The organism is Shinella sp. HY16 (assembly GCF_028534175.1).
GTDB lineage: Bacteria > Pseudomonadota > Alphaproteobacteria > Rhizobiales > Rhizobiaceae > Shinella.
Genome location: NZ_JAHYXL010000001.1, coordinates 1868376 through 1885165, shown reverse-complemented (window position 1 = coordinate 1885165; position 16790 = coordinate 1868376). Strand labels below are relative to the sequence as shown.

Below are 16790 nucleotides of genomic sequence, written 5' to 3'. Positions count from 1 at the left end.
CATCCGCCTGCGGCAAACGATCCGTGCCGCATTCCGACTTCATGTCTGTCCTTGCGGGAAAGATCAACCGGTTTTGCGCACGGGCGCGTTCACGATCGTGTCTGACGGCGCCTGGTAGGCCAGCGTGTGTTCCAGCCGCTCTGGCCGTGCGAAGTAGTAGCCCTGCATCATGCGGCAGCCAAGGCCGCGCAGCGCAGCGACCTGCTCATGGGTCTCCATGCCTTCGACAACGCAGATGCAGCCGACGTTGCGGGAGAGGTCGACGATCGTCTTGACGATGCTGCGGCTGCGTTCGTTCGTGGCGATATCGACGATGAAGCTGCGGTCGATCTTGATCTTGGTGAGCGGCAGTTTGTGCACGTAGTTGAGGCTCGAATGGCCCGTGCCGAAATCGTCGAGCGCAATGCCGATGCCGCGCTCGGCGAAACGGCGGATGTTGTCGGCGGCAAGCGTGAAGTTGCGCATGACGGCCGTCTCCGTCACCTCGATGTCGAGGCGGGCCGGGTCGACGCCGCTTTGCGCGATGATCTCGAGCAGGGCATCGACGGTCTTGTTGGAGACGACGTCGCGGGTCGACAGGTTGACGGAGAGGCGGATGTGATCCGGCCAGCTCTGTGTGGCCGCCAGCGCCTTCTGCACCAGGATCTCCGTCAGCCGGCCGATGATGCCGGCCCGCTCGGCTGCACGGATGAAGATACCGGGCGGCACGTTGCCGAGGGTCGGGCTCTGCCAGCGGGCGAGTGCCTCATAGGCGGAGATGCCGTTCGTGTCCGCATCGACCATGGGCTGGAAGACGAGGTACATCTCCTTCTCGAAATCGGCGGCGCGCAGCGCCTGCTGGATGCGGCCCTGCTCGTTGATCTCGGCCTCGTGCTCGGCGGAGAAGACGACCGTCGTTCCGCGAAAATTCTGCTTGGCGAGATAAAGGGCAAAGTCGGCGCGATCGAAGAGCCGGTCGGCCGTGGTGCCGGCATCGCCGAGGATCGAGATGCCGAGCGAGCCGGAAACGCGTGCTGTCTGTCCGTTGAAGACATAGGGTTCCTGAAGGGCCGCGCAGATTTCGTCGCCGATCGCATGGAGCCGCTCTGCGCAGGCCTTGCCCTCGAAGATGATGCCGAACTCGTCGCCGCCGAGGCGGGCCGGGAACAGACCCTGGCCGGCAAAGGCGAGGAGCCGTTCGCCGACCTCGACGAGCAGCTTGTCGCCGATGCCGTGGCCGAAGGTGTCGTTGACGGGCTTGAAGCCGTCGAGGTCGATAAGGCCGAGGGCGAGGCCCGTGCGGTTCTTCTCCGCCCGTGCGATCCTCGTTTCGAGCTCGGCACGGAACTGGCGGCGGTTGGGCAGGTTGGTCAGGCTGTCGAGATTGGCGAGGCGATGGTTCTCGTCGCTGAGGCGTTGGGTTTCCGCCTGGCGCGCCTCCAGCTCCTTCTGCGACTGGATGAGGGCGCCGAAATCCCGGTAGTAGGTGAAGAGAATGAACACCATGGCGACGGTGACAAGTGCGACATTGAGAGCGAGCGCGGTGAAGACCGGATTGCCCGAAGTGCCGAAGAAGATGGTGAACGGGCCGAGCACGATGGCCGTCAGCGCGAGCGCGGCCGCCCGCAGGTGCATCAGGCAGAAGATGCAGCCGACGACCGTGTTGGCGATGTAGAAGGCGACATGGGACTGCTGGTAGGCGTTACCATAGGGATAGAGGCTCAGCGACCAGGCGCAGAAGCCGGCGCCGAGCAGTGCGGTCAGGCGATAGGTCGAGCGCAGCCGGCCGACTGCCTCCGCATGGGTGTAGCGCCGGTTGCGGCTGAACCACCAGTGGACGAGGCGGAACAGGCTGATGGCATAGAGCGCGGAGGGAATGTAGAGGGTGAGAGAGACGGGAGCGGTGCCCAAATGGGTGACGGTGATGGCGACAGTATTCGTCACCAGCATGAAGTAGAGCAGCGGCACCTGCTTGGTAAAGGCGGCAAGCTGCGCCTGGACGAGCTCCGGATTGCCGGATTCGATCGAAAGAATGGCCTTTGCCCTGCTGAACATCAATGCGTGCTCCTGCCCTTACGGCAAGAGAAAAGCATGAGTTGCTAAAATAAGTCTGAATCCAGGGCGCTACAGGTTCGCGAAAGAAAATCGTCCTACCCTTATCCCGGATCGGCAATCGCGTGCCTATATTTGGTGCAGGACGATGCGACAGACAGGCGATAGAGCGCCCTTTGGGCGAGGCGACGGGGATGTTTGGCGGCCGATTTTGCCATCCCGTTGTAATCTTGATGAAATATTAGTCTGGCAAGGTTCAAAACAGAGGCAGACGCGAAAAACCGTGGGTAAGTTTCTACAGGCTTGAAACACGTTACCCGTGGGGATATACAGCGCGCCTTGAGATGTTCTTCAGGAGAATCGCGTTGAGTGAGAAGATCGATCTTAGCAATTTCGTCCTCGATGAGGGCGATGAATTCATGAACGCAAACCAGCGGGCTTACTTTCGAGCAAAGCTGAACGCCTGGAAAAACGACATCCTGCGCGAAGCGCGCGAAACCCTCGACCATCTGGCAGAAGAAAGCGCCAATCATCCGGATCTTGCGGACCGGGCGTCTTCGGAAACCGACCGTGCCATCGAACTTCGGGCACGTGACCGCCAGCGCAAGCTGATCTCCAAGATCGATGCGGCGCTGCAACGTCTCGACGAAGGCACTTACGGTTACTGCGAGGAAACAGGCGAGCCGATCGGCCTCAAGCGTCTCGACGCCCGCCCGATCGCCACGCTTTCGATCGAGGCGCAGGAGCGCCATGAGCGTCGGGAGAAGGTGTATCGCGACGAGTAGACCTTTCCTGCGGATCTGAGGAGGTCCGAGGGCAGGCTTCGCGGTAATCGAACACCGGATGTTTCCGGTGCCGGCAGGTTTCGTGTTGTTCGGTGCTGGCAAGACCAAAATTAAAGCCGCCGGAAACCTCGTGTTTCCAGCGGCTTTTTTCTGTGCGGTTCGGATCGGTTGTCTTACGCCTTGCGATTGGCGGCAATTTCACCGAGCAGGCGCGCCATCTCCGCTTCGGTTTCCTCGCGGCTCTTTGCGACGGGCTGCCCATGACCGATCGTGGCGGCGGTCTGCGTCGGGTTGAGCGTCGGCTGGGCGGCTGTGTGAGCGGTCGTGCCGGCGGCGGCACTGCTGGCCATTTCGGCCTCCAGGATCTTTTCGAACTCGCTGACCAGCGCCGGGTTGTCGGCAAGTTGGGGCGTCGGCTTGGCGAGCGTCGGCGTCGCCATCGGGCGCTGCACCGTCTGGCCGGCGGTTGCCTGTGTCGTGTGCGTTACCGTGGACTGGGGCAGGACGCGCTGGCGGTTCTGTTCGAGGACGTCCTCGATGCGGCGCTCCGGCGTACGCTGCTGCATGGCCGTCTGCGCCTGCTGGGTCGTCTGGACCGGCTGGCTGACCGCCTGCGCCGGAGTGGTGCGGGGAGCGGTGTCGTCCTCACCGGCATAGAGCACCCTGGTCATCGCCGAGACGCCCTCCGGCGTTGCCGCCGGGCGGCGCTCCACCGTGCCGTTGGCCGATGCGACGGCACCGGCCGAGGCGGTGGCACGGGCGGCGATCGCGGGTTCGGCCGCCTTCGCCACTGTTTCCTGCAGCACCGGCGCGGGCTCGGTACGCTCGGTCCTCTGGTTGGTCTTTTCCGTCGGCTGGGCATGGTCAGCCGAGGGGAGGGCGATGCGCGTCTCGATGACGATGTCGGTCGGGCCGCCGATCATCAGGAGGTGTTCCACGTCGTCCCGGCGTATCAGCACGAGGCGGCGGCGCGTGTCGATTGCCGCGGCATCAAGCACGGCAAGGCGCGGCGCACGGTTGCGCCCGCCGCGGATGAAGGGCGAGGAGGGGCGGCCCCGGATGATCCAGAGCACCAGCGCGAGGCAGAGAAGGCCGAGCAGCACCACCACCGCGGCGATGACGAACTTCGTGCCGTTCTCTGCGAGAATCTCCTGGAACATGGCGCGGTCACTCCTTCTCAGCAGTTTTGGCCCAGCAGTTCGGCCTTTCGGGCCGATTGGCTGCATTTGACGGCTTTTCCCGGGGTCCTACAAGCGCGGTATACCGGTTGTCCAGCACGGATTGCCGTCGTCATCGTCGCGTAAGTATGGCAGGTTAGGGAAATTGCGATGTTTGAGCCGGGAATATTCCCTGTGAATTCGCGGCCTTGCTTCCCCTCGACGGCTTTTTGCGCTTCCCTCGTGCGGATAAACATGATTCTGGCATCGGGTTCGGGTCAAGCGCAAGACCCGGACTGTTGCAGACGAGGGACTGATGACGACGATGAAGCGGCCGGACGGGGATAATGTGCCGATCGTGGACCGCGGCGTGCGGCCGGCGGTGGCGCTGCGTGTGGTGCTGCTCGCGGTCGTGCTGGCGGCTTCGGCGGGGGCGTTCATCGTCTTCAAGAACCAGCTCGACAACGAGCTCGTGCTCGGGGTTCTCGGCGTTCTCGCCATGGCCGGCATCTTCTTCGTCGTTTCCGCGCTGATCGGCTTCATCGAGGTCATGCCGCAGGCAGCGCGCTCGGATGATCTGGCACGCGCCTTTCTCGATGCGCATCCCGATGGCACGGTCGTCACCGACCGCAAGGGCCGCATCGTCTACGCCAATGCGGCCTATGGCGCGTTGACGGGGGCGAACGGCGCTGCCGAGGTGCAGACGCTCGAGACCCTGCTGTCGCGCAATCGCGACGCGACCGAAGCCGTCTATCGCCTGACCAACGGCCTGCACGAAGGCAAGGAAGGCGCCGAGGAGTTCCGCGTCCAGAAGCCGCTCAACCCGGCCGGCTCCGGCGGCTCGGGCGCACAGTGGTATCGCCTCAAGGCGCGTATCCTGCCGAACCGCGACAAGCCGAAGCAACCGCTCTATATCTGGCAGATTTCCAACATCACCTCCGAGCGGGACGACCAGGAGCGCTTCTTCAAGGAATTGCAGAACGCCATCGACTATCTGGACCATGCACCAGCCGGTTTCTTCTCCGCGGGCCGCAAGGGCGAGATCGTCTACCTGAACGCGACGCTTGCCGAATGGCTCGGCATCGATCTTGCGAAGTTCCATCCCGGCTCGCTGTCGATCGCCGAGATGGTGGCGGGCGAGGGGCTGGCGCTTATCCAGTCCGTGCAGGCCGAGCCTGGCCTGAAGCGCACCGAATTGCTCGATCTCGACCTGCGCAAGACGAACGGCCAGAGCCTTCCGGTGCGCATCGTGCACCGCGTTTCCACGACGCGCGACGGGGCGCCTGGCGAAAGCCGCACCATCGTTCTTGCGCGCGAGGAGGGCAGCGCGAACGATCAGTCCGCCTCGATTGCCTCCATGCGCTTCACGCGCTTCTTCAACAACACGCCGATGGCCATCGCCTCGGTCGATGGCGGCGGCCGGATCCTGCGCACCAACGCGCCATTCCTGAAGCTGTTCTCGGGCGTCGTCTCGCGCGACGATATCGACCGCGGCGCCAAGCTCGAGACCATCGTGCACGAGACGGACCGCTTGCGCCTGCAATCGGCGCTCGATGCGGCGAAGGACCGGCAGGGCGACATCGCGCCGATCGACTCGCTGCATCCGGCCGACGACGGCCGGCATTTCCGCTTCTATGTGAACGCCGTCATCGACCAGAGCGACGAGGCGCCGGAGGAGGCGGCCATCGTCTATGCCGTCGAGATCACCGAGCAGAAGGCGCTCGAGACGCAGATGGCCCAGACGCAGAAGATGAATGCGGTCGGCACGCTCGCCGGCGGCATCGCGCACGACTTCAACAACGTGCTGACGGCGATCCTGCTTTCCTCCGACCACCTGCTTCTGTCCGCGCGCCCGTCCGATGCAAGCTTTGCCGATCTCATGGAGATCAAGCGCAACGCCAACCGGGCGGCGGTGCTGGTGCGCCAGCTGCTTGCCTTCTCGCGCAAGCAGACGATGCGCCCGACCGTGCTCAACCTCACCGACGTCATCGGTGACCTGCGCATGCTCGTCGATCGCATGACCGGCACCAACGTCAAGATCGATGTCGAATATGGCCGCGACCTCTGGTCGGTGAAGACCGATCTCGGCCAGTTCGAGCAGGTGCTGATCAACCTTGCGGTCAATGCGCGCGATGCCATGCCGGAGGGCGGCACCATCACCTTCCGCACCCGCAATGTGGAGGCTGACGAGGCGGCGGCACGGAACCTGCGCGATCTGCCGCCGGGCGACTATGTGGAAGTGGACGTGGCCGACCAGGGCACCGGCATCCCGCCCGAAATCATCGACAAGATCTTCGAGCCCTTCTTCACCACCAAGGAAGTCGGCAAGGGCACAGGGCTGGGCCTTTCGATGGTCTATGGCATCGTCAAGCAGTCCGGCGGCTATATTTATCTCGATTCCGAAGTCGGCAGTGGCACGACCTTCCGCATCCTCATGCCGCGCCATATCGAAGAGGTGGTGCCGGCGGAAGCGGCGGGCGCGGTGCAGGCACTGTCGCAGGCTGGCGGTCAATCGACGGCCGTGGCCGCGCGGGAAGCGGACAAGGAGCCGCGCGACCTTACCGGCGGTTCAGCCGTGGTGCTACTCGTCGAGGACGAGGAAGCGGTGCGGCGCGGCGGCAAGCGCATGCTGGAGACCCGCGGCTACACCGTCCACGAGGCCGGGTCCGGTGTCGAGGCGCTGGACATCATGGAAGAGCTGAACGGTGCCGTCGACATCGTCGTCTCCGACGTGGTCATGCCCGAGATGGATGGTCCGTCGCTGCTGCGCGAGCTGCGGAAAACCTATCCGGACCTCAAGTTCATCTTCGTCTCGGGCTATGCCGAGGACGCCTTTGCCCGCAACCTGCCGGCGGACGCCAAGTTCGGCTTCCTGCCGAAGCCGTTCTCTCTGAAGCAGCTTGCCGAGGCCGTGCGGGAAATGCTCGACGCCTGAGCCTTCAGGCAATCGCATAGGGAATTCGACAGTGCCTTTCTTTCCTTCTCCCGGTGGGGAGAAGGTGGCCCGAAGGGGTCGATGAGGGGGCGGACGGATCATTTGCGCCCTTGCCATCACCTTCATCCGCCCGCCGGCACTTTCTCCCCGTGGGGAGAAGGGGAATGAGGAAGCGGCTTCCTTCCAAATGCGATTGCCCTGTCTCGGCTCCTGACGGCACCGGCCTTTCAACGGAAAAACCGGGGCGGCATCGGCAGATGCGGTTTTTTCTTTGCCCAACCATCATGGTCAATGGTCGGTTAACCGCTTGCCGCTAGTGTCGTACCCGTATTGCGTATCGGGACTGCTGTGCATGTGGACCAAACACCATAAGAAGCGGAAATTCGGCCGGCTGGCGTTGCCGGTGATTACAGTCGCATTCCTTTCCTACTTCGGCTATCATTCCGTCCATGGCGATTTCGGCCTCAGGGGGATGGAGGAGCTCGAACGGCAGAGAGTAGAGCGTCAGGCGCGCCTGGACGTCCTCGTGCGGCAGCGTCAGATCCTGGAAAAAGAGGTGGCCCTGATGAGCGATGGCTCGCTCGAGCGCGACATGCTCGACGAAAAAGCACGCTCCTATCTCAATATGTCCAGAGCCGACGAAATCGTTATTTTCCATTGAAGAAGTCGATTAACCGAAATCTGGTTAATCGTAAATATGCCTTACTAATCAGTGGCTTGCGAAGAATATAAGCCATGCATTTATGGCATTGCTGAGGCGGACTTTCTCCCCTATGGTTTCCTCCAAGAGGCAAACATAGGGAGGAACGAATGGCTCCGCGTAAAACCGCGTCCACGTCCAGCCGCAAAACCGCGGCAAAGCCTGCAAAGAAAGACTTCACCGGCGGCACGATTGCCGAGTTCTCCAAGGAAGACGATCTTCACGCCTATCGCGAAATGCTGCTCATCCGGCGTTTCGAGGAAAAGGCTGGCCAGCTCTATGGCATGGGCTTCATCGGCGGCTTCTGTCACCTCTATATTGGCCAGGAAGCGGTCGTCGTCGGCATGCAGCTGGCGCTGAAGGAAGGTGACCAGGTCATCACGGGTTATCGTGACCACGGCCACATGCTCGCCTGCGGCATGAGCCCGCGCGGCGTGATGGCGGAACTGACCGGACGTCGCGGCGGCCTTTCCAAGGGCAAGGGCGGCTCCATGCACATGTTCTCCAAGGAAAAGAACTTTTACGGCGGCCACGGCATCGTCGGCGGGCAGGTTTCGCTCGGCACGGGCCTTGCCTTCGCCAACCGATACCGCGGCAACGACAATGTCTCGCTCGCCTATTTCGGCGACGGCGCTGCCAACCAGGGCCAGGTCTACGAGAGCTTCAACATGGCCGCTCTCTGGAAGCTGCCGGTCGTCTACGTGATCGAGAACAACCGCTACGCCATGGGCACGTCCGTTTCGCGCGCCTCCGCCCAGACCGATTTCTCGCATCGCGGCGCATCCTTCAACATCCCCGGTTACCAGGTGGATGGCATGGATGTACGTGCCGTGAAGGCCGCCGCCGACGAAGCCGTCGAACATTGCCGCTCGGGCAAGGGGCCGGTCATCCTCGAGATGCAGACCTACCGCTATCGCGGTCACTCGATGTCCGACCCGGCGAAGTACCGTTCGAAGGACGAAGTGCAGAAGATGCGTTCCGAGCACGACCCGATCGAGCAGGTGCGCGCCCGCCTTCTGGAAAACAAGTGGGCAAGCGAGGACGATCTCAAGCAGATCGACAAGGACGTTCGTGACATCGTCGCCGACAGCGCCGATTTCGCGCAGGCCGATCCGGAGCCGGATGCATCCGAACTCTACACCGACATCCTGCTGTAATCCGGGGAGGGACACCAATGCCAATCGAGATTCTCATGCCCGCCCTGTCTCCGACCATGGAGGAGGGCACGCTCTCCAAATGGGTGAAGAACGAGGGTGACACCGTCAAGTCCGGCGACGTGATTGCCGAAATCGAAACCGACAAGGCGACGATGGAAGTCGAGGCCGTCGATGAAGGCGTGATCGGCAAGATCCTGATCGCCGCCGGCACCGAGGGCGTCAAGGTGAACACGGCGATCGCCGTGCTGCTGCAGGACGGCGAGAGCGCCGACGCGGTCGCCGCGCCGAAGGCAGCCGCCAAGCCCGCTGAAGCCGAGGCGCCGAAGGCCGTCGAGCCGGCACCTGCCGCCGCTGCCGCGCCCGTTCCGGCGCAGCCGAAGGGCGAAGTTGCCGCCGATCCGGATATTCCGGCCGGCACCGAAATGGTGGCGACGACGGTGCGCGAAGCGCTGCGCGACGCCATGGCGGAAGAGATGCGCCGCGACGACGACGTCTTCGTCATGGGCGAGGAAGTCGCCGAATACCAGGGTGCCTACAAGATCACGCAGGGCCTGCTGCAGGAATTCGGCGCCCGCCGCGTTATCGACACCCCGATCACCGAGCATGGTTTTGCCGGCGTCGGCGTCGGTGCGGCGATGACCGGCCTGAAGCCGATCGTCGAGTTCATGACCTTCAACTTCGCCATGCAGGCGATCGACCAGATCATCAACTCCGCGGCCAAGACGCTCTACATGTCCGGCGGCCAGATGGGCGCGCCGATCGTCTTCCGCGGCCCGAATGGCGCTGCAGCGCGCGTCGCGGCCCAGCACTCGCAGTGCTATGCCGCCTGGTACAGCCACATTCCGGGCCTCAAGGTGGTCATGCCCTATACGGCGGCCGACGCGAAGGGTCTCCTGAAGGCGGCCATCCGCGACCCGAACCCGGTCATCTTCCTCGAAAACGAAATCCTCTACGGCCAGAGCTTCGATGTGCCGAAGATGGACGATTTCGTGTTGCCGATCGGCAAGGCGCGCGTGCACAAGAAGGGCAACGACGTCACCGTCGTCTCCTTCGGCATCGGCATGACCTACGCGCTGAAGGCGATTGCGGAACTGGAGAAGGACGGCATCGACGTCGAGCTGATCGACCTTCGCACCATCCGCCCGATGGATCTGCCGACGGTCATCGAATCCGTCAAGAAGACGGGCCGCCTCGTCGTCGTCGAAGAGGGCTATCCGCAGTCCTCCGTCGGCACCGAGATCGCGACCCGCGTCATGCAGCAGGCCTTCGACTATCTCGATGCGCCGATCCTGACGATTGCCGGCAAGGACGTTCCGATGCCCTACGCCGCGAACCTCGAAAAGCTGGCGCTGCCGAATGTCGGCGAAGTCGTCCAGGCGGTCAAAACCGTCTGCTACAAATAAGGGGAGGGCGCCGAAATGCCGATCAACATTACGATGCCCGCCCTCTCGCCCACCATGGAAGAGGGCAACCTCGCCAAGTGGCTGGTCAAGGAAGGCGACACCGTGAAATCCGGTGACGTCATCGCCGAGATCGAGACCGACAAGGCGACGATGGAAGTCGAAGCCGTCGACGAGGGCGTTGTCGCCAAGATCGTCGTGCCCGCCGGTACTGAAGGCGTCAAGGTCAACAGCCTGATCGCCATCCTTGCCGCCGACGGTGAAGATGTGTCGGCAGCCGCTGCCGGCGGTGGTTCCGCGCCGAAGGCGGAAGCCAAGCCTGCCGAGGCCAAGGCCGAAGCGCCGAAGGAAGCAGAGAAGCCCGCGGCCGCAGCCGCGCCGGCTCCCGTCGCTGCCAGCGCCGGCAACGGTCATTTCGTCGGCAACGGCCTCTTCTCTTCGCCGCTCGCCCGGCGTATCGCCAGGGATGCCGGCGTCGACATCAAGTCGGTCTCCGGCTCCGGCCCGCACGGCCGCGTGGTGAAGAGCGATGTCGAGAAGGCGATCGCCTCCGGCGGTGCCAAGCCCGCCGCCGCTGCAGCAGCCCCGGCTGCCGCCGCCTCCACAGCGCTCGCCGCGGCCCCCAAGGGCATGTCGGAAGAGGCCGTGCTCAAGCTGTTCGAGCAGGGCTCCTACGAGCTCGTGCCGCATGACGGCATGCGCAAGACCATTGCCAAGCGCCTGCAGGAATCCAAGCAGACGATCCCGCACTTCTACGTCTCCGTTGACGTCGAGCTCGATGCGCTGCTGGCGCTGCGCGCCCAGATCAACGGTTCCGCGCCGGAGAAGGACGGCAAGCCGGCCTACAAGCTCTCGGTCAACGACATGGTGATCAAGGCCATGGCGCTTGCCCTGCGCGACGTGCCGGATGCCAACGTCTCCTGGACCGACACGAACATGGTCAAGCACAAGCACGCGGATGTCGGCGTCGCCGTTTCCATCCCGGGCGGCCTGATCACGCCGATCATCCGCAAGGCGGAGTTGAAGAGCCTGTCGGCCATCTCCAACGAGATGAAGGACCTCGGCAAGCGGGCCAAGGAACGCAAGCTGAAGCCCGAGGAATACCAGGGCGGCACGACCGCGGTCTCCAACATGGGCATGATGGGCGTCTCGAACTTCGCTGCCGTCGTCAACCCGCCGCATGCGACGATCCTGGCTGTCGGCGCGGGCACGGAGCGGGTGGTGGTCAAGAAGGGCCAGATGGTCATCGTCAACGCGATGACGGTCACGCTCTCCACCGACCACCGCTGCGTCGATGGCGCGCTGGGTGCCGAACTGCTCGGCGCCTTCAAGCGCTACATCGAGAGCCCGATGGGGATGCTCGTCTGATAGCGGAGTGCGGCCATGAAGACGGTTCTCTGCTACGGCGACAGCCTGACCTGGGGTTACAAAGCGGAAACGCTCGACCGGCACGCCTTCGAGGATCGCTGGCCGAGCGTGCTCGCCAAGGCCCTCGGACCGGGTGTCACCGTGATCGCGGAGGGCCTCAACGGCCGCACCACCGCCTATGACGACCACATGGCGGACTGCGACCGCAACGGCGCGCGCATCCTACCGACCATCCTGCACAGCCACGATCCGATCGACCTCGTCATCCTGTTGCTCGGCGCCAATGACATGAAGCCGGTCGTTTGCGGCACCGCCTTTGGCGCCGTGCAGGGCATGGAGCGGCTGGTGTCGCTCGTGCGCCACCATGCCTGGTCGTTCGGTGACCAGGAGGGGCCGGAGGTGCTGATCGTCTCCCCGCCGCCGCTGTGCGAAACCGCGAACACCGCCTTTGCGGCGATGTTCGCCGGCGGCGTGGAACAATCGGCGATGCTGGCGACGCTCTATGCGGACCTGGCGGACGAAGCCGGCTGCGGCTTCTTCGATGCGGGCGCGGTGGCCGAGACCACGCCGCTCGACGGCGTGCATCTCGATGCGAAGAACACGCGGGCGATCGGCAAGGGTCTCGAGCCGGTCGTGCGCATGATGCTCGGGCTTTGATCGGGATCAAGGAGTGAAGGCGAGGGCGCGCTAGGCTGGCACCATCATCAGAAGAAGGAGATGGACATGCCGAATACCCCGCACCAGCTGGCAGAGGAATTTCCGGAGCACCTGACCAAGATCCGCCACCTGCGCGAGGTCGATGGTCATTTCCACCGGATTTCCGAGGAGTATCAAGCGGTGAATCTCGCGATCCACCGCGCCGAGACGGATATCGAGCCCGTCGCCGACTTCCACATGGCCGACATGCGGAAGGAGAGGATGCGGCTCAAGGATGAAATCTACGGGATGCTGATGCGGCCGGAAAAGGTCGAGCAGCTTCCCTGAGGGGCGGAGTGCTTCCGCTTCTCGTCAAGGCCGTGGCGGCGGTTGGCCGACTGTGGCGCAGAAGAACAACAGAGGAGTGGAAGCGCTCATGTCGAATGCCTACGACGTCATCGTTATCGGTTCGGGTCCGGGCGGCTACATCGCCGCGATCCGCGCGGCGCAATTGGGCCTGAAGACGGCCATCGTCGAGCGCGAGCATCTCGCCGGCATCTGCTCCAACTGGGGCTGCATTCCCACCAAGGCGCTGCTGCGCTCGGCCGAGATATTCCACTACGCCCAGCATCCGGGCGACTACGGCATCAAGATCGAAGGCTCGGTGACGCCGGACCTGAAGGCGATCGTTGCCCGCTCGCGCGGCATCGCCCAGCGCATGAACGGCGGCGTCGGCTTCCTGATGAAGAAGAACAAGGTCGATATCATCTGGGGTGAAGCCAAGATCACCAAGCCGGGCGAGATCGTCGTGTCCAAGACGACGAAGGCGATCCAGCAGCCGCAGGCGCCGCTGCCGAAGAATGTTCTTCCCGAAGGTACGTACACCGCAAAGCATATCGTCATCGCCACTGGCGCGCGTCCGCGCGCACTGCCCGGCATCGAGCCGGATGGCAAGCTGATCTGGACCTATTTCGAGGCGATGAAGCCGGAAGAGATGCCGAAGTCGCTGCTCGTCATGGGCTCGGGCGCCATCGGCATCGAATTCGCCTCCTTCTACCGCACGCTCGGCGTCGATGTGACGGTTGTCGAGGTGATGAAGACGGTGATGCCGGTCGAGGATGCGGAAATCTCCGCACTCGCCAAGAAGCAGTTCGAAAAGCAGGGCATGAAGATCCATCTGGAGGCGAAGGTCACCAAGGTGGAGAAGGGTGCGAACTCGATCACCGCCCATGTCGAGATGAAGGACGGCAAGGTCGAGAAGATCACCGCCGACCGGATGATCTCCGCCGTCGGCGTTCAGGCCAATGTGGAAAACATCGGCCTTGAAGCCGTCGGCGTGAAGACCGACCGCGGCTTCATCGCCATCGACGGTTACGGCAAGACGAACGTACCGGGCATCTACGCGATCGGCGACGTCGCCGGTCCGCCGATGCTGGCCCACAAGGCGGAGCACGAGGCCGTCATCTGCATCGAGAAGATCGCGGGCCTGCCGAACGTGCATCCGATGGACAAGTCGAAGATCCCGGGCTGCACCTATTGCCATCCGCAGGTCGCCTCGGTCGGCCTGACGGAAGCCAAGGCCAAGGAACAGGGTCGCGACATCCGCGTCGGCCGCTTCCCCTTCGTCGCCAACGGCAAGGCGATCGCGCTCGGCGAAGACCAGGGTCTCGTCAAGACGATCTTCGACAAGAAGACCGGTGAACTGCTCGGCGCGCACCTCGTCGGCGCGGAAGTGACCGAGCTCATCCAGGGTTTCGTCATCGCCATGAATCTGGAGACGACCGAGGAAGAACTGATGCACACGATCTTCCCGCATCCGACCATTTCGGAAACGCTGAAGGAAAGCGTGCTCGATGCCTATGGGCGTGCACTGAACGCTTGAACGTGCTAAAGCCCGCCTCCACATGGAGGCGGGCCCGCTAATTTCCGGTCCGCAAGGGGTGTTGGCGCCCCACAGGAAAGTGGAATCGACATGGTCACCATTCTCGACCGCACCAATCTTGATCCCAACGCCCCGCGCGTTCGCCACCCGGAAAAGGCCCATCGGCCCGACACGGAAGTGCTGCGCAAGCCGGAATGGATCCGCGTCAAGGCGCCAGTGTCCAAGGGCTATCAGGAAACGCGCGATCTCGTGCGCTCCCACAAGCTGGTGACGGTGTGCGAAGAGGCGGGCTGCCCGAACATCGGCGAGTGCTGGGACAAGAAGCACGCGACGTTCATGATCATGGGCGAGATCTGTACCCGCGCCTGCGCCTTCTGCAACGTGGCGACGGGCAAGCCGAATGCACTCGACATGGCGGAGCCGGAGAACGTCGCCAAGGCCGTCAAGCAGATGGGTCTTTCCCACGTCGTCATCACCTCCGTCGACCGCGACGACCTCGCCGATGGCGGGGCGGAGCATTTCGAGAAGGTGATCTGGGCGATCCGCGAAGCCTCGCCGCTGACGACGATTGAAATCCTGACGCCGGACTTCCTGAAGAAGCCGGGCGCGCTGGAGCGTGTCGTTGCGGCCAAGCCTGACGTCTTCAACCACAACATGGAGACCGTGCCGGGCAATTACCTGACGGTTCGTCCGGGTGCACGCTACTTCCACTCCGTCCGCCTCCTGCAGCGCGTGAAGGAGCTGGACCCGACCATGTTCACCAAGTCGGGCATCATGGTGGGCCTCGGCGAGGAGCGCAACGAAGTGCTCCAGCTCATGGACGACCTGCGCACGGCGGATGTCGATTTCCTCACCATCGGCCAGTATCTCCAGCCGACCCGCAAGCACCATGCCGTCATGAGCTTCGTGACGCCGGAGGAGTTCAAGTCCTACGAGACCGTCGCCTATTCCAAGGGCTTCCTGATGGTCTCTTCCAGCCCGCTGACGCGCTCCTCGCACCATGCCGGCGACGATTTCGCACGGCTTCGGGCCGCGCGCGAACGCAAGGTTCTTGCCGCCGCGGAATAGACTTTTCCTCAGCCTTCCTTTAAGCCCCGCCGTCCCGCCCGACGGCGGGGTTTTGCGTTTCGGGGATGGCGATGACGGTTTCGATCACGATCGAGGAAACGGCCGAGCGACTGGAGACGGCGAACCGCGTGCTGGTCATCGGCTGCTCGGGCGGCGGCAAGTCGACGCTGTCAAAGGCGCTCGCCGCGCGGTTCGGCCTGGAGTACCAGTCGATCGACCGGGACGTGCGCTGGCTGCCCGGCTGGCGCGAGCGCGATCCGGCCGCGCGGCTTGGTATCCTGAAAATGCTGGTGGCGCGGGAGCGCTGGATCATGGACGGCAGCAATCCGTCCACCTTCGACCTGCGCGTGCCGCGCTCGGATCTCGTCATCTGGGTGCGCATGCCGCGGCTCACCTGCTTTCTCGGCGTCGCGCGTCGTGTCTGGCGCTACCACGGCACGGTGCGGCCGGAAATGGCGGCGGACTGCCCGGAACCGCTTCCGGACCGCACCTTCCTCGACTACATCTGGAACTTCGAGAGAAAATCTGCACCGGTCTTCATCCGCAAGCTGGAGCAGCATGGCGAAGGCGTACCGCTCGTCACCCTGTCTTCGCGACGTGAGGCGCGCCGCCTGCTGACGCGCGTCGGCGCATAGGAGAACCACCATGATCGCCATCACGAAAGAGACCGCCGCCGCGCGGCTGAACACGGCGGAGCGCGTGCTGGTCATGGGCTGCTCGGGCAGCGGAAAATCGACGCTGGCGCGAAAGCTGAGCGAGCGGCTCGGTCTACCCTATGTCTCCATGGACCGCGAGATCTTCTGGCTGCCGGGCTGGATCGTGCGACCGCGTGCGGAGGCCTTGATGCGCCTTCAGGCGATCGTGGCGGAGGAGCGCTGGATCATCGACGGCACCAGCCCTGGCACCCTGCCGGTGCGCCTGCCGCGCACGCATCTCGTCCTCTGGCTTCGCCCGCCGCGCTGGGCGTCGCTCTACGGCGTCCTGTCGCGCTGGCTGAAATTCCGCGGCCGGTCGCGGCCGGAAATGGCCGATGGCTGCCCGGAGCGGATGACACGCGAGTTCCTCGCTTACATCTGGAACTTCGAGAAGACGGAGAGCCCGGAAATCAAGGAGAAGCTTGCGGCATATGGACCGGATGTGCCGGTTTGCGTGTTGAAATCGAAGGCCGAGAACCGGGAGCTACTTGCCATCCTCGCGCGGCAATATTAGCTCTCGGCCATGCCCCAGTTCGAAACCCGCCGTCCGGTTCCCCATACGCCCGAGCAGATGTACGACCTCGTCGCCGATGTCGAGCGCTATCCGGAATTCCTGCCGCTCTGCGAAGGGCTTACGGTGCGCTCGCGCAAGGAACGCGACGGCAAGGAACTTCTGATCGCCGATATGACCGTCGGCTACAAGGCGATCCGCGAGACGTTCACGACGCAGGTTCTTCTCAACCGCGCCGAACGGGCGATCGACGTCAAATATATCGACGGGCCGTTCCGCTATCTCGACAATCGCTGGCGCTTCGAGCCGCTGCCGGACGGCGGATGCTCCGTGCATTTCTTCATCGACTACGAATTCAAGAGCCGCATTCTCGGCGCGCTGATGGGCTCGATGTTCGACCGCGCCTTCCGTATGTTCACCGAGGCTTTCGAAAAGCGCGCCGCCGCGATCTATCGCGACTGAACA

At 63.7% G+C, this 16790-nt stretch carries 15 protein-coding genes; 13 read left to right on the top strand and 2 right to left on the bottom strand.

Annotated features, from left to right (window positions below; translation table 11 throughout):
- Positions 1–63 precede the first annotated feature (63 nt).
- Entirely contained in the window at positions 64–2034 is a 1971-nt protein-coding gene (locus K0P03_RS09575; RefSeq protein WP_272789448.1) for a putative bifunctional diguanylate cyclase/phosphodiesterase, read from the bottom strand.
- A gap of 362 nt (positions 2035–2396) precedes the next feature.
- Here K0P03_RS09575 and dksA point away from each other — a divergent pair, with 362 nt between their 5' ends.
- Positions 2397–2816: an RNA polymerase-binding protein DksA gene (gene dksA, locus K0P03_RS09570; protein ID WP_024271077.1), complete on the top strand. Its 420-nt coding sequence runs from the start codon at positions 2397–2399 to the stop codon at positions 2814–2816.
- Between the two features lie 173 nt (positions 2817–2989).
- Here dksA and K0P03_RS09565 read toward each other — a convergent pair whose 3' ends face one another.
- Complete coding sequence (locus K0P03_RS09565; RefSeq protein WP_272789447.1) at positions 2990–3976, bottom strand: flagellar biosynthetic protein FliO; 987 nt, start codon at positions 3974–3976, stop codon at positions 2990–2992.
- Between the two features lie 313 nt (positions 3977–4289).
- Between K0P03_RS09565 and cckA the strand changes: the two genes are divergently transcribed.
- From cckA to K0P03_RS09505, 12 genes are all read left to right on the top strand, one after another.
- Entirely contained in the window at positions 4290–6908 is a 2619-nt protein-coding gene (gene cckA / locus K0P03_RS09560; protein WP_272789446.1) for a cell cycle histidine kinase CckA, read from the top strand.
- Between the two features lie 352 nt (positions 6909–7260).
- Complete coding sequence (locus K0P03_RS09555; protein ID WP_023516821.1) at positions 7261–7569, top strand: FtsB family cell division protein; 309 nt, start codon at positions 7261–7263, stop codon at positions 7567–7569.
- A gap of 149 nt (positions 7570–7718) precedes the next feature.
- Positions 7719–8765, top strand: a complete 1047-nt coding sequence (gene pdhA, locus K0P03_RS09550; RefSeq protein ID WP_023517283.1) for a pyruvate dehydrogenase (acetyl-transferring) E1 component subunit alpha — start codon at positions 7719–7721, stop codon at positions 8763–8765.
- 17 nt (positions 8766–8782) lie between these two features.
- Entirely contained in the window at positions 8783–10168 is a 1386-nt protein-coding gene (locus tag K0P03_RS09545; RefSeq protein ID WP_130515783.1) for a pyruvate dehydrogenase complex E1 component subunit beta, read from the top strand.
- A 15-nt stretch (positions 10169–10183) separates the two neighbouring features.
- Positions 10184–11533: a pyruvate dehydrogenase complex dihydrolipoamide acetyltransferase gene (locus K0P03_RS09540; RefSeq protein ID WP_272789445.1), complete on the top strand. Its 1350-nt coding sequence runs from the start codon at positions 10184–10186 to the stop codon at positions 11531–11533.
- 15 nt (positions 11534–11548) lie between these two features.
- Positions 11549–12190 carry an SGNH/GDSL hydrolase family protein gene (locus K0P03_RS09535; RefSeq protein WP_023513283.1) on the top strand — a complete coding sequence of 214 codons (642 nt, stop codon included), beginning with the start codon at positions 11549–11551 and terminating at the stop codon, positions 12188–12190.
- Positions 12191–12256: 66 nt separating this feature from the next.
- Positions 12257–12517 carry a YdcH family protein gene (locus K0P03_RS09530; RefSeq protein WP_272789444.1) on the top strand — a complete coding sequence of 87 codons (261 nt, stop codon included), beginning with the start codon at positions 12257–12259 and terminating at the stop codon, positions 12515–12517.
- Between the two features lie 88 nt (positions 12518–12605).
- A complete protein-coding gene (lpdA, locus tag K0P03_RS09525) occupies positions 12606–14051 on the top strand; it encodes a dihydrolipoyl dehydrogenase (protein WP_050743191.1) in 1446 nt (481 codons plus the stop codon).
- 90 nt (positions 14052–14141) lie between these two features.
- Positions 14142–15119 (top strand): lipoyl synthase, encoded by a 978-nt coding sequence (gene lipA / locus K0P03_RS09520; RefSeq protein WP_050743190.1) that lies wholly within the window; start codon positions 14142–14144, stop codon positions 15117–15119.
- A gap of 71 nt (positions 15120–15190) precedes the next feature.
- On the top strand, positions 15191–15754 hold the full coding sequence (locus K0P03_RS09515; RefSeq protein ID WP_272789443.1) for an AAA family ATPase: 564 nt from the start codon (positions 15191–15193) through the stop codon (positions 15752–15754).
- 10 nt (positions 15755–15764) lie between these two features.
- On the top strand, positions 15765–16328 hold the full coding sequence (locus tag K0P03_RS09510) for an AAA family ATPase (RefSeq protein WP_050743188.1): 564 nt from the start codon (positions 15765–15767) through the stop codon (positions 16326–16328).
- Between the two features lie 9 nt (positions 16329–16337).
- Entirely contained in the window at positions 16338–16787 is a 450-nt protein-coding gene (locus K0P03_RS09505) for a type II toxin-antitoxin system RatA family toxin (RefSeq protein WP_272789442.1), read from the top strand.
- Positions 16788–16790 lie beyond the last annotated feature (3 nt).

Excerpts from the sequence above, each read along its gene's own strand:
- K0P03_RS09575 (WP_272789448.1), bottom strand. The coding sequence starts at position 2,034 with ATGTTCAGCAGGGCAAAGGCCATTCTTTCGATCGAATCCGGCAATCCG.
- K0P03_RS09565 (WP_272789447.1), bottom strand. The coding sequence starts at position 3,976 with ATGTTCCAGGAGATTCTCGCAGAGAACGGCACGAAGTTCGTCATCGCC.
- cckA (WP_272789446.1), top strand. The coding sequence starts at position 4,290 with ATGACGACGATGAAGCGGCCGGACGGGGATAATGTGCCGATCGTGGAC.
- K0P03_RS09555 (WP_023516821.1), top strand. The coding sequence starts at position 7,261 with ATGTGGACCAAACACCATAAGAAGCGGAAATTCGGCCGGCTGGCGTTG.
- pdhA (WP_023517283.1), top strand. The coding sequence starts at position 7,719 with ATGGCTCCGCGTAAAACCGCGTCCACGTCCAGCCGCAAAACCGCGGCA.
- K0P03_RS09545 (WP_130515783.1), top strand. The coding sequence starts at position 8,783 with ATGCCAATCGAGATTCTCATGCCCGCCCTGTCTCCGACCATGGAGGAG.
- K0P03_RS09540 (WP_272789445.1), top strand. The coding sequence starts at position 10,184 with ATGCCGATCAACATTACGATGCCCGCCCTCTCGCCCACCATGGAAGAG.
- K0P03_RS09535 (WP_023513283.1), top strand. The coding sequence starts at position 11,549 with ATGAAGACGGTTCTCTGCTACGGCGACAGCCTGACCTGGGGTTACAAA.
- K0P03_RS09530 (WP_272789444.1), top strand. The coding sequence starts at position 12,257 with ATGCCGAATACCCCGCACCAGCTGGCAGAGGAATTTCCGGAGCACCTG.
- lpdA (WP_050743191.1), top strand. The coding sequence starts at position 12,606 with ATGTCGAATGCCTACGACGTCATCGTTATCGGTTCGGGTCCGGGCGGC.
- lipA (WP_050743190.1), top strand. The coding sequence starts at position 14,142 with ATGGTCACCATTCTCGACCGCACCAATCTTGATCCCAACGCCCCGCGC.
- K0P03_RS09515 (WP_272789443.1), top strand. The coding sequence starts at position 15,191 with ATGACGGTTTCGATCACGATCGAGGAAACGGCCGAGCGACTGGAGACG.
- K0P03_RS09510 (WP_050743188.1), top strand. The coding sequence starts at position 15,765 with ATGATCGCCATCACGAAAGAGACCGCCGCCGCGCGGCTGAACACGGCG.
- K0P03_RS09505 (WP_272789442.1), top strand. The coding sequence starts at position 16,338 with ATGCCCCAGTTCGAAACCCGCCGTCCGGTTCCCCATACGCCCGAGCAG.